Raw genomic sequence first — 19,749 nt, 5'->3', positions numbered from 1 at the left:
ATCTCTCCGGAATTTCACTTCCATCCATATTCTGAATAGAGTTCGCCTCGGGCGGAGCAGAGGAGTGCTTGCCGAACGTACGGAATGGTAGTCTCTGGCAGATTGTCCAGAGTTCTCCATTCCAGATCGGCATGCTTGTCAGGTTCACATAGGGTAGGTGTGCCGATCCATTCTTCAGCACGGAAGAAATGGCCGAGCCACTGGTTGCCAGCAGTCAAGCTATGCAGTGTATGGACGGGTTGCAGGGTTTCTGGCGCTATAGTTATGCCGATCTCTTCGTACGCTTCGCGTGCCGCTGCTAAGCGTATTGTTTCGCCTGCTTCCAGTCCTCCGGCTGGAATGCTGAACGAACCGTCCATCCAACCAGTTGTTTTTCGCCGCAACATGCAGATTTCTGGTCCACGTGTCAGAATGATAAAAACCGCAGACGAAAGCTGAAAGCGCACCCGCTCGTTCAATTGGTTCTCCCTCAGTAAAATCGGCAAGCCGTCTATAGACCTGCCGACAAGTTGCTCCGAACTCAGGTCAGGCTGGGTCAGGGATTGTCGCGTTTGAAAATCCAGTCGTGATCAGGGTGGTTCTTGAACCGCCATTTGCGCAACGGACCGGCCATCACGTTGAGATAATACATCTCATAGCCATAGGGAGCGCCACATGGATGATGGCCTTTTGGCACAAGAACGACATCTCCATCCGCGACCGCCATTGTTTCATCAAGGCTTCCGTCCTCAGTGAAAACACGCTGGAAGCCAAAACCTTGGGCCGGATTGAGGCGGTGATAATAGGTCTCTTCCAGATAGGTCATATCCGGAAAATTGTCTTCGTCATGTCTGTGGGGCGGATAGGATGACCAGTTACCCTGCGGGGTGAAGACCTCGGTAACAAGAAGGCTGTCGGCAACATCGCGGCCTTCCATTGCTATATTATGGATGAAACGGGTGTTCGCGCCTGTTCCGCGTTGTTCCAGTGACAGGCCTTTCGGTCCAAGCTTCTGTGCCTTGCGGCCCGGCTTACCTGGCGCGGTACATACGGCCAGGACACAATTTGTTGTGGCGGTCGCATGCCAGTCGCTTTCAGCAGGCACATAGAGGCAGTGTGGCGGCAGTTTCTCGAACACGTTCATGCGTTCGCCCATCTCACCGAAATCCTCGCCGGAAGCCGAAATCTTCGCCTTGCCTTCCACAAGAACGAGGATTACCTCGGTCGAGCCTGTCTTTTCCGAAGCGCTTTCACCAGCCTTCAGGCGATAAAGTCCGAACCCGACATAGCCCCATTCGGCGCTTTCCGGGGTAATGTCGTGAACCTTACCATGCGTGCCGTTGGGCTTGCGCAATAGATTGGCCATGTCTCAGTCTCCTTTATCGAGTCCTGCTTCGCGTGCGAATGTTTTCAGCGATTTCAACCCAAGTGACTGATATTGATATGGATTACGAACATCTGGATCTTGCTCGGCTTCGATCACCAGCCAACCTTGATAGCCACTTTCAGCGGCAACTTTCAGCACGGGCACGAAGTCGACGCCGCCTTCCTTATCGCCTGGAACGGTAAAGACACCGCGACGGACACCTTCTAGAAACGACAGGCTTTGGTCGCGTACTTCGGCGGCTATCGCCGGACGAACGTTCTTGGCATGGATATGCCCGACGCGGTCCATATGCTTTTTCGCAACCCGTTCCGGGTCGCCACCACCGAACAGGCAGTGACCGGTATCGAGAAGAAGCTTTGTATGCGGTCCCGTATGATGCATCAGAAGATCAATCTCATCCTCGCTCTGCACCACCGTTCCCATGTGATGATGATAGACAAGAGCTATTCCTTGCTGGGCGGCATATTCAGCGAGTGCTTCTACGCCCGCGCCGAATTCTTCCCAGCGCGCTTCTTCCAGCACCGGACGCTCGGATAGCGGCTTGTCGTTGTCGCCGTGAATGGCGTTCGAGGTTTCGCAAACGATGATGACCGTCGAGCCCATTGCCTTCAGAAGATCGAGCGCTGGCTGTATCGCGTTCTTTTCATCTTCCACCGAATTCACCAGCAGGTTGAGCGAATGCCAGCCCGACACATAACGAAGATTACGAGGTTCGAGCACTGCTTTGAGCGCAGACGGTTCCTGCGGAAATTTGTGACCTTTTTCGATCCCGTCAAAGCCGATTTCGGCGGTTTCATCGAGACATTGATCCAGCGTGATATGCGCGCCGAGGCTGCGATCATCGTCGTTCGACCAGGCAATAGGATTGGTGCCATAGAGGATCATCGGTCAGTTTCTTTCTTTGAGCTTGGCTTCATAATTTTTGCGCGCGGCGCGCACCTGCTCGCGCTCTGAGACTTCCGGCACTGCGACATCCCACCACCATCCACCCGTTTCTGGCGTTGAATAGGGGTCGGTATCGATAATGATGACGGTGGTGCGCACACTGTTGCGGGTTTCCGCCAAAGCTTCTTCAAGCTCGCGGATGGAGGCTACTTTCTTCGTATCTGCACCCATAGCCCCGGCGTGGGCCGCGAAATCGATGTGAGATGGGTTCACATGGCTCGAATGATCGAGCAGATTGTTGAACTCGGCGCCGCCGGTCGCCATTTGCAGCCGGTTGATGCAGCCGAAACCGCGATTGTCGGTAATAACGACCGTAATCTTCTGTCCCATCATGACGGCGGTGGCGAGTTCGGAATTGGCCATCATGTAAGATCCGTCGCCGACCATCACGATGACGTCCCGATCCGGTTCGGCCATCTTGATGCCAAGGCCACCGGCGATTTCGTAGCCCATGCAGGAAAAGCCGTATTCCATATGATAGGACATGGGGCGACCGGCCTTCCAGAGTTGATGCAATTCTCCGGGCATTGTGCCAGCCGCGCACATGACGACGGTGTTCTCTCGTGCCTGACGCTGCACCGCGCCGATCACCTGCATATCGGTTGCAAGCGCGTTGCCATCGCTGGGGGCAGCAGTAAACCGGTCTGCGGCCGCAAACCATTTCTCTTTCAAAGCGGTATTCACAGGCTGGCGTTTGTAGCTGCCGATCGCTTTTGAAAGGGCTTCGAGGCCAATCTTTGCATCGGCAACCAATGGCAGTGAATTGTGTTTGGTGCTGTCGTAGGGTTGGACATTGAGTGAAAGCAGCTTGCGTTCCGGATGCTTGAACAGCGCCCAGGATCCGGTGGTGAAGTCCTGAAAGCGGGTGCCGACGCCGATCACGAGATCAGCTTCTGCCGCGATAGCATTGGCACTATCCGCTCCAGTTACGCCAACCGGGCCGAAGTTGAGCGGATGATCCCAAGGCAGGGCCGATTTACCGGCCTGCGTTTCGATCACCGGAATGCCGTGCGCTTCGGCAAAATTGCGCAACGCCTCGTGAGCACCGGAGTAATGAACCCCACCGCCTGCAACGATAACGGGCTTGAGCGCCGCTTTGATTGCCGTCGCTGCGGTGTGCAGCTCGTTTTCGTCCGGCGGTGGGCGGCGCCAATGCCAGACTTTTGGTTCAAAGAACTCTTCCGGCCAGTCATAGGCTTCTGTCTGCACATCCTGACAAAAGGCAAGCGTGACCGGTCCGCAATCAGCGGGATCGGTCATGGTGCGGAAGGCGCGAGGCAGGGCGGTGAGAAGCTGTTCGGGCCGGGTGATCCTGTCGAAATAGCGGCTGACCGGACGAAAACAGTCATTCACGGTCATTGTGCCGTCGTTAAAGTCTTCGATCTGCTGCAAGACGGGATCAGGCCCACGATTGGCAAAGACATCGCCGGGGATGAGGAGAATCGGCAGGCGGTTTACATGGGCGAGGGCCGCTGCCGTGACCATATTTGTTGCGCCGGGACCGATGGAGGAGGTGACAGCACAAGCGCGCTTGCGGCCAAGCTGCTTGGTGTAGGCAATGGCTGCATGAGCCATGGTCTGTTCATTATGACCGCGCCATGTGGGTAGTTTTTCGTGAATGCCATGGAGCGCCTCACCAAGCCCGGCCACATTGCCGTGGCCGAAAATTGCCCAAACACCTGCGATAAAAGTCTCGCCATCCGGCGTCATCTGGTTTGCGAGATAGCGCACCAATGCCTGCGCGGCGGTCAATCGAACGGTTTTCATAGCTCCTCCAGCTTCCTCCCGGCAGAACGATTTCAATATGTACGCACGCTGTCCCAGACGTTGCAAAGATTGCGGTAGCGCGCGGTCATGTCGGCGATTGCTTCTTCGTCGCTGATCAGGCCGTTCAGCCATTTGCGTGCGGCGTCGCCGAAGATCGTGCGTCCCACCGCGAATCCTTTGACGAGGTCAAATTCGGCAGCAATCGCAAGGCTGGCCTCCAGTTCCTCGGCTGGCGCGTCCAGCCCCAAAACAACAATGCCGCGTGTGTGCTCATCATTGCGCGTGATAGCGCCACAGGCATTGGCCCAGGCTGCTCTGGTTTTCATGGGTTCGAGTTTCCACCAGTCGGGATAGACGCCGATCTCGTAGAACCGCTCGATCACGCGCGCTGTGGTATTATCGTCGATTGGCCCCGCTTTGGATGGGATGATTTCCAACAAGAATTCCAGTCGGTTGCGCCGAGCAGCTGCGAAAAGGCGTGAAACAGTTTCTTCCTGTTTTGCCTTGAACTCGGCAGTATCGTCGGGATGATAGAAGCATAGCAATTTCACGACATTCTCGACGGGCCACTCAACCAGTCCGCCACAGTCAGGCCCGAGTTCGGGTTCCAGCTTGAGTGGACGCGAACCAGGCCATTCGGTGGGCCGTCCGATCCACAAGCCTGTGCCCGCGGCCCGGTACAGGGCATCTCGCCCCAGTCGCCCGTCACACAATATGCCATAGCCGTCAGCGCCATTTGCCACCCGTAATGCGGCATTCAGGCAGAGCTGTTTGAACTCGCCGATCTTATCCAGAGAAACGCCCGCCTCGGCGGCCATTTCTTCCAGCTGGATGCGGTGGTCGAACGCAAAGACGCGCATATGCGGCCAATGACCGTTGCGGTTTGTAGACCAATGGATTTGCTCCAAAGCGGCGTCCTTGCGCAAAGCCTTGTTGCGGACGCCGGTGCGGAAGAAATACTGAAGTTCTTCCCAACTCGGATAGGCTGGCGTGCATCCATGCCGCGAGACCGCGAAAGCTCCGCAGGCATTGGCAAATTTGAGGCTCGTAGGCCAGTCTTCACCCTTCAGCCAGCCTCGCAAAAGCCCGGACATGAACCCGTCGCCTGCGCCAAGCACATTGAAAACATCGATCGGGAAACCTTCGCCGCTCTGCCCTTTGTCGAGGCTGTCGGGAATTGGCCCTTCGAAAACTACAGCCCCCATGGGCCCGCGTTTACAAACCAACGCGGCATTCGTCACGTCGCGCACGGCTTTAAGCGCCTGCAACGTATCAGTCGAGCCGCCAGCAATATGGAACTCCTCTTCCGTTCCGACAACGAGATCAAACAGGTGAAGCGTCGATTGCAGTTTCGCAGTAACGGCCGCAGATTCGATAAAACGGTTTTCACCGTCACCATGGCCGGAAAGCCCCCAGAGATTCGGGCGATAATCTATGTCGAGTGCTGTCCGGCTTCCATTTTCACGGGCAAGACGAATTGCCTTCAAAACAGCCGCTTCCGTCTTTGGATGGGACAGGTGTGTGCCGGTAGCCAACACGCAGCCAGCTTCGGCGATGAAGGCCGGATCGATATCACCCTCGCACAAAGCCATGTCGGCACAATTTTCCCGATAGAAGATCAGCGGAAAATGCTGCTGGTCGCGAATGCCGAGAATGACGAGGGCGGTCAGGCGTTCGGGATCGGTGACGATGCCACGCGTGTCCACGCCTTCGCGTTCCAGTTCGCGCAGCAGAAAACGCCCCATATGCTCATCGCCGACGCGGGTGATCAAAGCCGATTTGAGGCCAAGCCGCGCGGTCCCGGTGGCGATATTGGTGGGGGAGCCGCCCACATACTTGTTGAAGGATGCCATGTCTTCCAGAAGGCCGCCAACCTGTGCGCCGTACAGGTCAACCGAAGATCGCCCAATGGTGATCAAGTCGAGCCGCTTCACTGCCATCCTCCCTCGCTATTTTCTTATTGCTGCATGACCGCGCTTGATTCATGCGCCATCATGCAGTTATTCCATTTTCGATTAAAATGGATTTAATATTCTATTTCAACCAAAAAATGGAATAGTGTGCGAGAGGGATCAGTCGCTTTGGCGTGCTGTGCCCACAGCAACGGCCAATGCTATGGCCAGACAGAGCGTCGCGGAGAGTGAGCGGAATGCTCCGAAATCCACCTCTGAAACCAACAAAGTCTGCTTGGCGAATTTACTCAAGGGGCTCACAAATGTGTCGGTGATGCCGACGACATCGATACCCCGCGCGGCGACTGCTTCGGCCATGGCGACAGTTTCGGGCGAGTACGGGGAAAAGGTGATGGCCAGAAGCACGTCACCTTCGCGGATAGCATGAAGGTTTTCCAGTTTGCCGACGGCACTGTGCAGCATTGCGGGTACTTGCATTTTCTCCAGAGCGTAAGCCAGATAGCTTGCGACGGGAAATGCGCGGCGGATGCCGACAATGTGGATTGTCTGCGCACTGGCCAGAAGCTGAACGGCCTTCTCGAGGGCTTGCGGATCAATGGTTTTGAGCAAACCTTCAAGGGAGGTGCGCCCGGCCTCGGCAAATTCGGCGAGGAGGGCAGGAGCGCTGCCTGTTGCTGTTTCTCGCAAATGCTGCAGTCTTGTCGAATAATCAGGCCAGCCGCCCGCATAGGATTCCCGGAACAGCTTCTGCATTTCCGAAAAACCGGAGAAGCCCATGATCTGGCAGAAGCGCATGAAGGCGGAACTCTGCACGCCTGCGCCCTCGGCCATCTCAGCAACGGTTGACACAGCAATACGATCCTGATTGGCAGCAACAAAATCGGCACACTGTTTCAGTCTCTTTGGCAACCGGTCGGAAACCTCCAGCAGTTTCGCCTCGAATTCCTTGATATTCGTAGGAACGCTGTTTGATGATGGTGTAGGGGAATCCATCCTTGGCCTTTCAATATGGTCTCTTGACAATCTTTATGTCACATTCTAGCAAAATAGAATAAATATTCTATAGCATATCTTCAGTGAACTGAAGATGGCCGTTTCCTGGGAGGATGAGGCAATGGTGACACGTCTGGCACTGCTTGGTGCGGGCCGTATTGGCAAGGTTCATGCCGGCGCAATCGCCGCGGACAAGCGGGCTCAACTGGTCGCCGTTGCGGACGCCAACGAGGCGGCGGCGACGGCAATCGCCGATTCTGCCGGTGCGGATGTTCGCACCATCGACCTGATCGAGAAATCCGACGACATCGACGCAGTGCTGATTTGCACGCCGACCAATACCCACGCCGATCTTATCGAACGGTTTTCGCGCGCCGGCAAGGCCGTTTTCTGCGAGAAACCGATCGATCTTGATATTGCACGCGTACGAGCCTGCCTCGCCGTCATTCGCGAAACCGGCGGTAAGGTGATGCTTGGTTTCAATCGTCGTTTCGATCCGCATTTTGCAGCAGTACGCAAAACCATTGAAGACGGACGCATCGGCAACGTCGAAATGGTAACGATCACCAGCCGCGATCCAGCTGCTCCGCCTGCCGAATATATCAAGGTATCGGGTGGCATTTTTCGCGACATGACGATCCACGATTTCGATATGGCGCGTTTTCTGCTTGGGGAGGAAATAGAGAGCGTATCTGCGTCGGCGTCGGTCCTTGTCGATCCCAAAATCGGAGAGCTAGGCGATTTCGATAGTGCGAGCGTCATCCTGACGACCGCTTCCGGTCGACAGTGCGTTATTTCCAATTCGCGACGTGCTTCCTATGGCTACGACCAACGCATTGAGGTCCATGGATCGCTTGGCGCGGTTTCTGCGGAAAACCAGCGCCCGGTTTCGATAGAAATAGCTTCCAGAGATGGCTATAACCGCCCGCCGCTGCACGATTTTTTCATGACGCGCTATACGGCTGCATATGCCGCGGAGATTGCCTCGTTTATTGATGCGCTTGATACAGGAAAAGCGCCCCATCCTTCAGCAGAGGATGGACTGCAGGCTTTGGCTCTCGCAGAGGCTGCACTTCGCTCGATCAAAGAAGGACGCACGGTCAAAGTTGCGGAAGTTCTCGGATAAGGCAGTAATTTTGTTTGCCTTTTCCCGCATTCGGCTGCGAAGAACGGGAAAGTAAAGATTTCAACTAGTTGGAAGAAAGTGCGGCCCAACCTTTACCCTCGGAATTCCGGGCTTTTTCGTTCAGGCGGGCCGCACTTTCCAAGGGTACAAAAACAAAAAAAGCCCCGCTCGGTTAATGGCCGAGCGGGGCTTCTCTATTCTTTGTCTCGCGATTTTACAAAGCGCATAAGGCGGTCTGCCAGAATGTCGGTAATCCACATTGCTATGACGCCGACGATGAAGGCCGCCGCATTGTTCGTTGCCTCGGGCGCGCCGTCGGTTGGCATGGGCCAATTCATCATGCGGGCGTAGTGGATGATTGGCTCGGTCAGATAAGCGGCAGCAAGCGCGCCGCAAATCGGGGAGAAGACAACCTCGCGGATTTTGAACTGCTTTCGGGATAGTGCCCGAAGAAAGCCGCCAGCGGTGCCCGCAACGATGAAGTTCGGATTGAGGCCGAGGCTCGCAAGGAATTCATGAAGCGACATTGCACCATTCTTTCCGGGCGGCATTGTTGCCCTTAATCTCGATCCTCGTTTGTGCCGTGTCGTTCTTACTCGACGTGATCGGCAACCAGACTGCGCAAACTGCGTTCGTGTCCACATTCTGCTTAATCCCTTGTCCACTCGTCATCGAGCATCCCGCCGCGAGCATCACGCTCGGCAGAAGCGCGAGCATCGGCGGCACGGCCGACCCTTTCGATTTCCTTTTCATAGCTATCCGCCTTGCCCCTTATGTCTTCGGCGGACTGCACTTTTTTGCCCGCGGAAAACGCTTTGTATAAAAGGGCGGCTATTGCAGCCGCCCCCGTTAGAATGCCGAGAAGGATCGCAGTCATGGGCGCTACGCCTTCGGAATGAGTTTAGGACTGATAAGGTCGGTAATTTTATCGTCCGTCAGCTTGAAGAAGCCGACCGCATCGGGAACCGATTGCCGAACGTACTTTGTCGCGGCCAAGAGCGCCGGATTACTTAGGTCAACGGGTTTACCAACCAGCTTGCTTTCCAGATGCCCGATTGCGAGCCGAGCGGCATTTTCGAGAGCCGATTGAAGCGCCTCGCGGTGCTTCGCTTCGATTGCGATGCCGGTCCAATCGGTAAACCGCTTGATGGCATAGCCCACGCCAACGGCGATCGCAGCCGACGCGAGGTTAAAGAGAAGCGGGTTCACGCTTTCAAAAAAGCCGGGGGGTGACGATGCGGCCTCGGCCGTCGCAACGGCCGGGAGCGCGAGGGCAAGAGCCGCAACCGCGCACACTGCCACGCCGATCATAGAAAAAAATCTCATTCCGAATTCTCCTTCGGTTAGAGGATGGTTTTGACGGCGGCGCGGAATGCGTCGCCGACCTTAGCGGCCGTGTTGAGCGAAGGCTCAAACGGCAAGATCGCAATGTCCCATTTCCCCCGCTGTTGGATGCCAAGCGTGCGCTGCACTTCGGCGTGCGAAAGCACGGTCGACGGGGTGACTGGGATCGAGTAGCGGCGGCATAGGTCGGCAACGGCCTTAATCGCCGCTTCCCATTGCTGCCGGGTGATTGGATATTTGCCAGCATTGAACGGCTTCTCGACCGCACCGGCCATGCCGCAGAGCGACAGGCCAATTGAGCCGCTATTGCAATTCAACGTGTGGGCGGCATAGCCGGATGATACCGGCGCTTGGTTTGCAGCGATCGACGGATCGCCTTTCACCGGAGTGCCATCGCCTTCGATAAGCACATGATAGTGAGCCTTATCGACCGCGCTCGCCTTGTTTGCCCCGGCGGTCCAATGGACGATGACACGTTGCATTTGCGCCCAAGGGAGCCATTCTTCCGGCAGGAACCGAACCGCAGGGCTTGGTTGCGCGCCCCCTTTGCCTTCCAATGCAGTAAGCGCCGCATCGATAGCGGAGAGCGTTTTAGGGCCGATCAGGCCGTCAGCCGCACCCGGATTGTAGCCGAGCGAAGCTAACCGCCGCTGAATAGTCAGCACGGTAGTCATGTTCTGTCCTTTGGTTTTGTGATGGCCGGTTGCTGCGGCCCTTCTATGGGGTAGGGGTTAGTCCGGGGTGCTCCATCCGCCCCCGCCGCCAGTTACCGGCGTCGGGGTATTCTTTTGGCGGCGCGGGCCTTTTCGGCTCTTGTTGGAGTTCTTGCGCTTGTCCTTCCCGGCGTCGCCCTGCGGCTGTTTGACGTCGAGGCGGGTTACCCAACCAGTCGAGCGCGAAAAGTCATGATTGACGGTGTCGATGCGGTACGTTCCATCTATCCCGGGACGCGAACCACTAAGGTTGACCGATCCCTCGGGCTGCGCATCGGCGTTGCCGTCGATCGTGATCGAGCCTTCGCCCTTGGCGCGCTCGCTGTCCGCCTTCCGGCTTTCTGACAAGCGCTTTGCCTCGGCAGCATCCCCGGCCGGAAAGCGGCTCATAAATTCGGCTTTGGCCTTTTCGTCCTCAATCTCGACTTCTTCCGTTTTCCACGTGCCTGTTTTGGCATCGTACCAACGGGTTTTAGTTTTCGAATATCGAGGGCGGCCGGTGACGGGCGCGATATCCCAAGCGATAAGATTGTCGCCGTATGTCGCGTTGATGATAGCAAGCGGTTTGCCACTCGCTGACTTGCCGCCGTTGCGTTTGGCAAGGATTGCAACGTCATTCGAGATTTTGAATGTCCCGCCGACTTCACGCGCGAGACGTTCGCCAAAATGAATGAAGCTCTCCGATTGCATCGCCCAATAGGGACGAATGATCGATGCAAGCTCCTCGTCGACGCGAACGGTTTCGATCCCGCCGAGCTTTGCCGCCTCGGCGAACACATCGCCGAGCTTCTTTTCGTCCCAATGCTTTTCTTGCTGTTGTTTCGGTTTCCCTTGTGCGTCGAAGCCTTTTCCGCTGATCGACAGAACGCGGCCCTCGCTCCGCGATCCTTTTGAACGGACCTCGTCAACCACGCCACGAAAAGCAACGCCCGCGCCTTTTCCGGCGGCTCCAAGAGACACAGAAATCGAAACGCCCTCGCTTGGCAGGAGAATTTTCCCGTCCGCATCGTCGAGGTCAATGCGGACTGTGTCACTCGAAGCACCGGCTTTATCCGAGATATTCAGATTGAGAAGCCGGGGCATAAGAGCGCTGGAAATGTCGCGCCCGTCGACGATGACAACGCACTCGGTTTTTTTGCTCGTTGCCATTTAATCAATCCCAAAGATGAACGGTGTCCCGTTCCTTCGTCTCCAATTCTGGCGCATCGACCGGAAACAGGATTTCGGTTCCGACCGGAAGGAAGGGGCCGAGGTCGGCAATGCCAGGGTTCAAGTCGAGAACGCGCTCAACAAAGCCGGTGGGCTGCCTTTTGAAGCGCCGCCAAACAAGAAGGGGAAGCGTGATAGCTTCCCCTTTGACGACGATCGTTTCCGCGTTGCCTTGGTAACTCATTCCAGCATCCCTATGACCGATGCGAAATAGTCAGCGTCTTGCGGGGCATCGCCCCGCAGCAAACTTATTTCGACGTTGATTTGCTGCCCGACGCCCTGCGCTGAAAGGTAGGAACCTTGTTCCTTAACCCCGGTCACGCCAAACCAGCCGAGCGGCTTTCCGTCACCTCGCATGAGGTATTGAGGAATGCCGCTTTTTCGGATGGCGTGAAGCTGGTCGAGCTTTTCAAGGCCGCCGAGCTTTTCGGGGAACAGAACGGCCGAGAACGAAAAGCTCTCTGTAGCTTCGCCGACAAATTCCAGTGGCGGGCGTCGGCCCATTACTGGTTTCTCGACATAGTCGCCGCCGTTCTCGCTGTCGGTGCTGGTCGGATTGAGCGGCCAAATCTCGAATGACAATGCGCCGAGAAGGAAAAGCATTATTCAACCCCTATATCAGCGTGAAGCCCCGAGATTGACGACGTATCAAGGCGCGGTGAAATCACCGGGCTAAGGGTCGTCGCCATTTTTTGTTTGATGCGAGCCATGAACGCGTCAATCTGCGCCTCGGCCGCCGAAAGTTCGGTCGACAATGCGGCGTTGTATCCGTCCATCGTTTGCTTAGCGGCCGCCGCGGCTTCGGCAGGCTGCGCCTGCGGTATCGCCGCATTGATTTGCTGATCGAGCATAGAGCGCTCGGCCTGCAAATTGTCTCGCTCGATGTTCGGCATGTCACGCATTGCCGGGTGAGTGTTTTTCTCAATTTGCGCAAGTCGGGCGTCTATTTCCGCTTGGCGTGCTTGCCATTCGGAAATGTCATGCGCCCGGCCTTCTTCCGGTGTGGCTTCCGGCCCGACGCGCTGGCTTCCGCCGACTTTTGACGGGTTGATGCCGGTCTTGCTTTCGATCCACGCGTCAATGCCGCTCGTCAGGCCCCAAAGATTGCCCTCGGGGTCAACAGCGTCCAGCACTTCCTTGACCGTCCAAGCGGTGCCGATGATACCGGCACCCTTGGCAGCCTTGCCGAGAAGCGAACTTCCCTTCGATGCTGCGCCAGCCCCTGCCGCCGCACCTGCGGCGGCCGCTCCGGCTCCGGTTGCGCCAGCGGCCCCCGAGATACCCATCGCAGCGCCTGCGACGCCGAGCGCACCGCGCCCGACCTTTGTCACAAGCAACAGCATCGCTAGAAGGGACGTGAAGAATGAAATCACGCCTCCGCCGACAAGGGCAATTGGCCCGAGTACACCCGCAATCATGAGGGCGTAAGTTCCGAATTCGAGGAGCTTAGGGTTCGACTGCGCGAGAGATTTCAACCCGTCAGCGGCGAGCTTGAAAGCTTCGGACGCGGTTTTCAGGACGCCGCTTTCTGCAATCGACACAAATAGATTTTCGACCGACGCTTCGAACTCGGCCCAATCGCCTACGATGCCTTTCATCATCGTTTTAGCCATGCGGTCGGTTGCGCCCTTCGAATTCTTCTCGACGTCGGACAGGGCCTTATCGAGATCGCCCGCGAGAAGCGTAATCAGTCGCGAACCCTGTCGAGCGTCAAAAATGCGGGCAATGTCGCCAAGGTCAGCACCCTTTTCGCGTAGCGCGCGGATGAAGCCGAAAAAGTCCACTTCCGAACCGGCGGCCGTGAGAACGTCCGTAATCGTTTCGGCGAGCTTCGACTTGTCGACGGCCGTGCCGTCGCCGCCGATGATTTCGGCAAGTTTGGCCGATAACTTGCTTAAAGACTTATTGAGGCTCGGATCGTTTAGAACCTGCTCGATTTGCTTCGCGTAGGAACTCGCGTCGATACCGTCAACGGCGAGCGATCCAATAATATCCTTCGCGCTGATCTGTCGGCCGCCCTTCACGAACTTGTTGATATCGACGTTGATCCGATCGAGGGCTTGAAGCATAGGCTTCGTCGGTCGGACCATGCGGACGAGAGCGGATCGCATCGCGACGCCGGCTTCGCTTGCCCGAATGCCGTTACGGGCCATGACCATTGAAGCGGCGGCAACCTGTTCAATCGACATTCCCGCAGCGGCGGCCATCGGGCCGACGTACTTGAATGTTTCGCCCATCATTCGAACGTCGGTGTTCGAATTCGACGCGGAATAGGCGAGGGCGTCATTGACGCGGGTCAGGCTGTCCGAAGCTTGCTCGACCGTCTTCATTGGTAGGCGCATCGCGGTCAGAATATTGGTGGCGATATCGGAGCTTTCTTTGATCGCAATGTCGCCAGCCAGCGCAAGGTTAAGCATGCCCTTCATGGAACCCATGATCTGGTCATACTTGAACCCGGCTCGGCCGAGTTCGTAAGCGCCTTTCATGATTTCGGAGTTCGTGGCCGGGAAAAGCTCGTTGAGTTCCTTCGCGTAGCTCTGGATCGACTTGCGCTGTTCGTCGGTTATGTCCGTAACAGCTTGCAGAGAGTTCGACGTCTTTTCGAAGTCATAGACCGCGCGCGCGCCAAAGAACGTCAGGAAACCAGCGGGCATTGAAAGCCCGGTGGTCATGTTGTGAAGGTTTCTCTTTAGGACTTGTGTTTGCTTGCCGACGTCGGAAACCATCGTGCTAACCGCCCCGCCAATGGCGAGGCGGCGCGCATTCGTGCTGTCAACGGCATTGCCGATACCCCGAATGGAGTTTGCCGCCGCGCGGGCGGGGCCTGCAACGGCATCGATCAGCCGAACCGTGAGAACGGAAGTAAGATTTGCCATTTAAATACGCCTCGGGGGTAGCTGCGATGCCGTTTCAAGCCAGTCGAGGAGTTCACCGACTGGCAGGTCGAGAAAGAACGTTAGGGGCGTGTTGGTAGCGTTGGCGACGAGGGCTATTGCTCGTCGCCATTCGTCGCCGCCCCACGCCCCGGAGCTTCCCCCGTGTTGAGGGCCTTTGCAGCGATATCTTGGAGGTCGGCGACGTCCAGTTCCGCGGCGGCCTCACCGATCCCGGTCAAACGACCGACGATGGAAATCATTGCCGTATAGACGCGACTGTCTGGCGGCGTCATCTTCGATGCGATCTTTTCGAAATCAGGCTCGGAACCGGCAAGCTCTGCCGCGACTTGCGCATTGTTGATTTCTTGGGCGGCCTTCGCGTTCGACGAATAGAAGCGCATCAGGTCTGCCACGTCGTCACCAATAACGACCATGTCGCCGCCCTTCGGCCTGCGGATCGTAACCGACGACACGGTCGAGCCGTTGATTTCGATCGGGTATTGAAGCGTGTGCTTTGTCATTTGGGAACCTGAAACAGAAAAAAGGCCCGCATGAGAGCGGGCCGGGAAGGAGAGCTATTCAGCGGTTAGCCGCCGTTGCTGATACGAAGGATATTGTTGAAGTCGGGGTCGGGATCGACCCCGCCTTGACGAAGCGTGTTCGTGAAGAAATCCCAATAGAATTCTTCCTTGCCATCGAAGAAAACTTCGTAATGCAGCACCTCATTGATGGAATAATCGTGTCCCATCGTTTCGCCGCGCTTGAAGGCTTCGGGTGCGACCTTGGAAAGACGGCCTTCGATAATGGCTTTTGCTTCCAGAGCGTCGCCCGTCTTTTTGTCCCGCACGACGCCGTAAGCGGTAAATACTTTCCGCTTTGTCGTTCCGAGGCCGAAGTCCCGCAGGAGCGGGGCGTCCCAACCCTTAAGCTTGAACGTCGGCTCAAGCTTCTGAACGCCGACGGCGAACTCGACGCCAACCTTGCCGCCGCCCGGAGTGTGGTCGACAAGCGTTTCCTGCAAGTCGGGTAGCTTCAATTCCTCAAGAGTGAGGAATTTCGAGTTCTTCGGATCGTGGTCGCCGACGAAAAGGTTCGCAGCCTCCATGATATAAATGTTCGACATGATTGATTTCTCCGAAATCGAGGAACAAGAGGAAGCGACGGCGGCCTAAGCCGCCGCGCGAACCGGGTTAAGCTGCGACGTCGAGGCTCGTAAGCAGGTCGTCGAGGAGGGCATCAAGCGCCGGGCGGTAGCGCGCCGACTGGATGCCGATGTAGCGCAGGACGGGCGGCTCCTCGGCCTGAAACGCCACGGTAAAGCGACCAAGGCGAAGCTGTTCGGGGCTGTTCGTGTCCTTACTGAACCCGACCCGGAAACCGAGAAGGTCGCCGGTTGCCTGAATGTCGCGAAGGCCGCCCTTCATCGTCGCGAGAATGTCTTCGATAGTCCCACGGTCGATATTGCGGCGGCCGAGGAAATAACGAAGCGTTTTGATAAACATCAGGTGGATATAATCGCGGCCGCGCACCTGATTGTAGAAGCGCCAAAGCGTGTCTTCGGAGCACGTGTCAGTGCCAACGTATACATATCCGCCATCCGCGATCGCGCCATCGGAGCTTTCGCCCCGGACGATAACGCCGATGTTCTTCGCGAGTAGCTGTTGACCTTCTGTCGCCCCGTCGAGGATCGAGAATTCGATCGGACGCGACGGCCCGACGATCCCGTAAATCGGCTGGTTGGCCCACGAGTGGAACGGACGTCCCTGAAACTCATGATCCCGACGAACGGCACCACCGATAATTGCAGGGGAGGCAGGAACGACGACGACTTCGCCGTCATCGTTCATGTACTTGACGCCGCCGTCGACCGCAATGATGCGCTCCGATTGAATGCTCTCGCGCCAAGCAATAGCGGCCGCCTGATTGGTCGACGGGCCATCGACAACCGCCACGGCGAGGAGACGGTCGAGAAGTGTCGGCAGTCCCGCAACGATGGCATTCGCGCTTGCGCCTTCCGCAATCTGTGACGTGTAGCCAGGCACGCAAATCAGGCGGGGCGTGAGGCCAAGTTCCGCACCGGAATTAAGAAGCGCATACATGCCAGTTCGGTCGTTGATGTTGCCGCGAAGGTTCGCAATCGTCGCGGCGACGTCTGCGCCTTCCTCAACGCGAACGCCGATGATCGTCGCGGCCGCCTGAAACTCCCCGAGTTGCTGATTGATAAGCTCAACCGCAATCGGGCCGGTGCCCGTCTTCCCCATCTTCGACAACATGGCAATGTCGTCAGAATAGAACTGCACGACGCGGTCATAAGGAAAGGCGTCTGCATCCGCTGCCGGCGCAGTGAACACCATTCCGACAATTGACATGTTGGTCAGGATCGCGGGCCGTGGCTCGTTATCTATGCGAGTAATCGAAAGGCCGAAGGTAGGGTCGCTCATTCCATTTCTCCTTTGTGAGCAATCCAGAAAACGAAAAAGCCCGGCGCGATGGCCGGGCTTCGGTGGTTCTTAAAAGTAAAAAGCCGATTACGGGCGGCTTTTAATGGCGTCAGCGGCGGTTGACATTTTCCCCGACACGATGGAATACGAGGCTTTATGGTCTAAATTTTAGATCGCGGGGGCCACATGACCAGACCAACGGTAGTGACGCTATCGTCTATTCCTTCACGCTTTCATTTGCTTGAGCCAACATTGAGGTCGTTGCTGTCGCAAAGCGTCAAGCCTCATGAAGTCCGCGTCTATATCCCGAAGACGTATCGGCGCTTCCCAAATTGGGACGGTACGTTGCCGGTGGTTCCAGCCGGAGTTCGCATTGTGCGATGCGACATGGACTACGGGCCTGCAACGAAGGTTTTACCTGCTGCTCACGACCTGAAGCACCAGAATGTTGACCTCATCTTTTGTGATGATGATGTGCTTTATGACCGGCATTGGCACCGGAGACTGAAAGAAGCCAGCGAGCTGCACCCGAATGCGTGTATCGTCGAGAAAGGCGATAGCTTCCCCGATATCGCTGACGAATGTAGGTCGCCGGAACGCTTGCCGCGCGGAAAGTCTCGCCCGAAGGACTGGCGGTATAGGTTGCAGCGTGCGCTTTATCTATACCGGTATAGGCCAAATCGAACGACTCCCGGTTTTGTGGATATGATTGCTGGATTTGCTGGCGTGCTAGTCCGTCCTGAATGGTTCGATGAAGCCTTTTACGAAATCCCCGATGTAATGTGGACTGTAGATGATGCGTGGCTGTCAGGACATTTGGAGCGGGTCGGTGTTCCAATCTGGATGACAGGCAAGGGTCTCCATGTTGTGGACAACGGCGCAGCCGGGATTGATGCTCTCACAGACTTGGTCGAAGGCGCGCATGACCGAACAAATGCCGATCTGCTTGTCATCGAATATTTCCGTACCCATTACGGAATTTGGAAGAAAGACGGGGCTATTGACCCAAAAGCTGTCCATCGAACCCGTTCAATGGCCGAAATGGCGAGAAGACGGGTACAGGAGTTGAGTGCTGATGTGTCAAAGTAAAAAGGTCTTCTCCAATTTAATTTGTAGTTGACAGCAAGGATTTAGTCCTAGTCTTCAAACCGAGCCATTTGTTTTGCGTTCTACCAGCAAAAAGCTTGTAAACTCCTCTCAACAATCTTTATGCGCTTCATTTAAGACAGTGCGGGCGGCAGCGCCGCTCCCGCAGTCCACATTATATCGATATCGTCCGGAGACTTACCCACTCCGGGTTCGGCCCCCAATTCATCAAAAAGTGGGTCGAGGCGGGAAAATTGGGTGACGCTTGCAAGCTTGTTCTTCGCAATTGTACTTTTTGGGTCGGGCCAATTGGCAATAGCGATATTAATTGCATCCCGAAGCCCCGGTTCAAGGTCGATGATCGTATCTACGCGCCACTTTTCAAGCAGAGGCATTTCGGCCCGCAATTGTTCCGGCGTTGGTTTCGGAGGCGCGACATATTCGAAGATCGAACCGTATTTACCGGCATGGGCGTCCTCCCAAAGCTTCCGGCCGTATTCCAAATCGTAATTCTCACGAACGCAAACTGGAACCGGGCCAAATTCTGTGGTGACTGCTGTCCCGCCAAGCATTGTGTGTTCAGGGTCGAGCCATTTTAGACCGATTACGTCGATAATTTTCATTTACCCTATCCTTTGGAACATTCCTGACGTTTTGCCGCCCGTAGCATGAGCGACGGAACGCCATGTGCCATAATTGACAAAGCTTCCCGGATAACTCCCTGACGAAGCCCATCGCATCACATTGCCACCGAACGTGTCGCCGGGGCCGTAGCCACCGTAGGGGTCTAGGAAAGCGTAGCCGCCGACTGGCACAAGTTCTGCCAACATGTAATCACGGGTGCGCCAGTAGGAACGGTCTTCAATGACCCCATTGATATGCGCCCAGCTTGCACCCCCCACAGTATTTGCGTTGCCTGCACTAGTTGCGTAATTCACGCTGAAGTTGGCGGGGTTCCATACGCGATAAATACCGGCATCGCCTTCGGCACCAGTGCCGCCCCAAACCCACGTAGGCTGACCGGGCTGACCGCTCCATTGAAATTGAACAGGGTGGCCGTCGGAGCGACGAGGAAAAGCGGAAGCACCTAGCCTTGCGGTGTTCAAGAAATCAGAAAGCTTGCCTCCCCATGCAGACCCGAAGACGTTGCCGTCGGTCTGCAAGTTGGCTTCACCGGCATATATCCAAGCGGTAGCACGAACATCACCCTCCACCTTTACGCCGGACGGATCATTCGTATTTCTGATAAATCTGATCGGGGACTTCAACCAAGTGCCCGTATCCGGGTTGTAGCCAGCCAGAAGCAAAGAACCATCTGTTTCGATAACGAATTTCCAGAGGGGGAAATCTTTATTGCTCCAACCCAATCCAAGAACATGCGCGCCACTGGCGTTGGTGCCGTTTCGAAAATGGGTTTCGCCGTTCACCTTTCCGCCAGTGATCGGAAGATATTCCATAGCGGGCAACTGGGCGGCTGGAACCTTGCCCGTGCCGTCGAGACTGGCGACACCGTTCGCCTTACCCTTGTCGACCGTCCCGAGAGCATCAAGGTTTCCGCGCCCTTGCGCCTTTTGTGCGAGCGAAAAGCTTTGCGCAGCATCGACCCGAACTCGCACTCCCAATGCGTTGCTAACTGTGGTCGCGAAATGGGGGTCGTTGCCAAGGGCGTCAGCAAGTTCTTTCAACGTATCGAGGGCAGCGCCAGAACCGTTTACCACCCCGTCAATTGCGGCCTTAATCGCGGCGGCAATTTCTGCGGCCGTCATGCCGTCAGTAATGCCGTAGCCTTCAAGCGTCGTCGGCTTGTCCAGCAAATCAGCAAATGAATGCTTGTGCGTGGATAGCGCCGTTTCCGCTTCCTTTACCTTTTTATCGATAGCAATAAGGGAGGCCGCAATTTTTGCGACCTCCTCCATTTGGATGCCTTTAGGGGACGGCAAAGGCCATTCGTAGTTTGCCGTGTTGGCCAT

The 19,749-nt window shown here is 56.3% G+C and carries 21 protein-coding genes; 2 read left to right on the top strand and 19 right to left on the bottom strand.

All coding sequences use genetic code 11. The annotated features are described in order from the left end of the window. Positions 1 to 14: 14 nt before the first annotated feature. The 6 genes from AC0TNJ_RS21470 to AC0TNJ_RS21445 all read right to left on the bottom strand — a co-directional run bounded on the left by AC0TNJ_RS21470 (position 15) and on the right by AC0TNJ_RS21445 (position 6,984). Positions 15 to 458: an NUDIX hydrolase gene (locus AC0TNJ_RS21470; protein WP_473772318.1), complete on the bottom strand. Its 444-nt coding sequence runs from the start codon at positions 456 to 458 to the stop codon at positions 15 to 17. A gap of 77 nt (positions 459 to 535) precedes the next feature. After that, entirely contained in the window at positions 536 to 1,345 is an 810-nt protein-coding gene (iolB, locus tag AC0TNJ_RS21465) for a 5-deoxy-glucuronate isomerase (RefSeq protein WP_473772317.1), read from the bottom strand. Positions 1,346 to 1,348: 3 nt separating this feature from the next. Next, positions 1,349 to 2,251, bottom strand: a complete 903-nt coding sequence (gene iolE, locus AC0TNJ_RS21460; RefSeq protein ID WP_473772316.1) for a myo-inosose-2 dehydratase — start codon at positions 2,249 to 2,251, stop codon at positions 1,349 to 1,351. A gap of 3 nt (positions 2,252 to 2,254) precedes the next feature. Then, a complete protein-coding gene (gene iolD, locus AC0TNJ_RS21455) occupies positions 2,255 to 4,078 on the bottom strand; it encodes a 3D-(3,5/4)-trihydroxycyclohexane-1,2-dione acylhydrolase (decyclizing) (protein WP_473772315.1) in 1,824 nt (607 codons plus the stop codon). Between the two features lie 32 nt (positions 4,079 to 4,110). Then, complete coding sequence (locus AC0TNJ_RS21450) at positions 4,111 to 6,018, bottom strand: bifunctional 5-dehydro-2-deoxygluconokinase/5-dehydro-2-deoxyphosphogluconate aldolase (protein ID WP_473772314.1); 1,908 nt, start codon at positions 6,016 to 6,018, stop codon at positions 4,111 to 4,113. Between the two features lie 132 nt (positions 6,019 to 6,150). After that, complete coding sequence (locus tag AC0TNJ_RS21445; RefSeq protein WP_122001910.1) at positions 6,151 to 6,984, bottom strand: MurR/RpiR family transcriptional regulator; 834 nt, start codon at positions 6,982 to 6,984, stop codon at positions 6,151 to 6,153. Between the two features lie 121 nt (positions 6,985 to 7,105). Between AC0TNJ_RS21445 and iolG the strand changes: the two genes are divergently transcribed. Beyond that, the gene (gene iolG / locus AC0TNJ_RS21440) at positions 7,106 to 8,110 is read left to right on the top strand and encodes an inositol 2-dehydrogenase (RefSeq protein ID WP_473772430.1); all 1,005 of its coding nucleotides are present in this window, start codon (positions 7,106 to 7,108) and stop codon (positions 8,108 to 8,110) included. A gap of 194 nt (positions 8,111 to 8,304) precedes the next feature. Here iolG and AC0TNJ_RS21435 read toward each other — a convergent pair whose 3' ends face one another. The 11 genes from AC0TNJ_RS21435 to AC0TNJ_RS21385 all read right to left on the bottom strand — a co-directional run bounded on the left by AC0TNJ_RS21435 (position 8,305) and on the right by AC0TNJ_RS21385 (position 16,693). Further along, positions 8,305 to 8,637, bottom strand: a complete 333-nt coding sequence (locus tag AC0TNJ_RS21435; RefSeq protein WP_151651022.1) for a hypothetical protein — start codon at positions 8,635 to 8,637, stop codon at positions 8,305 to 8,307. Positions 8,638 to 8,759: 122 nt separating this feature from the next. Next, on the bottom strand, positions 8,760 to 8,987 hold the full coding sequence (locus tag AC0TNJ_RS21430; protein ID WP_473768404.1) for a hypothetical protein: 228 nt from the start codon (positions 8,985 to 8,987) through the stop codon (positions 8,760 to 8,762). A 5-nt stretch (positions 8,988 to 8,992) separates the two neighbouring features. Further along, on the bottom strand, positions 8,993 to 9,436 hold the full coding sequence (locus AC0TNJ_RS21425; RefSeq protein ID WP_473768405.1) for a hypothetical protein: 444 nt from the start codon (positions 9,434 to 9,436) through the stop codon (positions 8,993 to 8,995). A gap of 17 nt (positions 9,437 to 9,453) precedes the next feature. After that, on the bottom strand, positions 9,454 to 10,128 hold the full coding sequence (locus tag AC0TNJ_RS21420; protein ID WP_063881997.1) for a peptidoglycan recognition protein family protein: 675 nt from the start codon (positions 10,126 to 10,128) through the stop codon (positions 9,454 to 9,456). A gap of 57 nt (positions 10,129 to 10,185) precedes the next feature. Beyond that, positions 10,186 to 11,316, bottom strand: a complete 1,131-nt coding sequence (locus tag AC0TNJ_RS21415; protein ID WP_151651024.1) for a phage late control D family protein — start codon at positions 11,314 to 11,316, stop codon at positions 10,186 to 10,188. A 4-nt stretch (positions 11,317 to 11,320) separates the two neighbouring features. Then, positions 11,321 to 11,560 (bottom strand): tail protein X, encoded by a 240-nt coding sequence (locus AC0TNJ_RS21410; protein ID WP_006472365.1) that lies wholly within the window; start codon positions 11,558 to 11,560, stop codon positions 11,321 to 11,323. Next, complete coding sequence (locus AC0TNJ_RS21405; protein ID WP_151657822.1) at positions 11,557 to 11,979, bottom strand: phage tail protein; 423 nt, start codon at positions 11,977 to 11,979, stop codon at positions 11,557 to 11,559. The genes AC0TNJ_RS21410 and AC0TNJ_RS21405 overlap by 4 nt, the downstream gene beginning before the upstream one ends. Continuing rightward, the gene (locus AC0TNJ_RS21400) at positions 11,979 to 14,252 is read right to left on the bottom strand and encodes a phage tail tape measure protein (protein WP_473768406.1); all 2,274 of its coding nucleotides are present in this window, start codon (positions 14,250 to 14,252) and stop codon (positions 11,979 to 11,981) included. The genes AC0TNJ_RS21405 and AC0TNJ_RS21400 overlap by 1 nt, the downstream gene beginning before the upstream one ends. Positions 14,253 to 14,365: 113 nt before the next feature. After that, on the bottom strand, positions 14,366 to 14,773 hold the full coding sequence (locus AC0TNJ_RS21395) for a phage tail assembly protein (RefSeq protein ID WP_473768407.1): 408 nt from the start codon (positions 14,771 to 14,773) through the stop codon (positions 14,366 to 14,368). Between the two features lie 65 nt (positions 14,774 to 14,838). Next, on the bottom strand, positions 14,839 to 15,375 hold the full coding sequence (locus tag AC0TNJ_RS21390) for a phage major tail tube protein (RefSeq protein ID WP_006472360.1): 537 nt from the start codon (positions 15,373 to 15,375) through the stop codon (positions 14,839 to 14,841). Positions 15,376 to 15,442: 67 nt separating this feature from the next. Continuing rightward, positions 15,443 to 16,693, bottom strand: a complete 1,251-nt coding sequence (locus tag AC0TNJ_RS21385) for a phage tail sheath family protein (protein WP_473768408.1) — start codon at positions 16,691 to 16,693, stop codon at positions 15,443 to 15,445. 186 nt (positions 16,694 to 16,879) lie between these two features. Here AC0TNJ_RS21385 and AC0TNJ_RS21380 point away from each other — a divergent pair, with 186 nt between their 5' ends. Continuing rightward, positions 16,880 to 17,782, top strand: a complete 903-nt coding sequence (locus AC0TNJ_RS21380; protein ID WP_473768409.1) for a glycosyltransferase family A protein — start codon at positions 16,880 to 16,882, stop codon at positions 17,780 to 17,782. 131 nt (positions 17,783 to 17,913) lie between these two features. On the opposite strand, the gene AC0TNJ_RS21375 is transcribed toward AC0TNJ_RS21380, so the two are convergent. Continuing rightward, entirely contained in the window at positions 17,914 to 18,402 is a 489-nt protein-coding gene (locus tag AC0TNJ_RS21375) for a hypothetical protein (protein WP_473768410.1), read from the bottom strand. After that, the gene (locus AC0TNJ_RS21370) at positions 18,403 to 19,749 is read right to left on the bottom strand and encodes a hypothetical protein (protein ID WP_473768411.1); all 1,347 of its coding nucleotides are present in this window, start codon (positions 19,747 to 19,749) and stop codon (positions 18,403 to 18,405) included.

Source organism: Ochrobactrum sp. PL_is483, from assembly GCF_055816855.1.
Note: the sequence above shows the minus strand (reverse complement) of the source record. Positions and strands in the feature narration are given on the sequence as shown.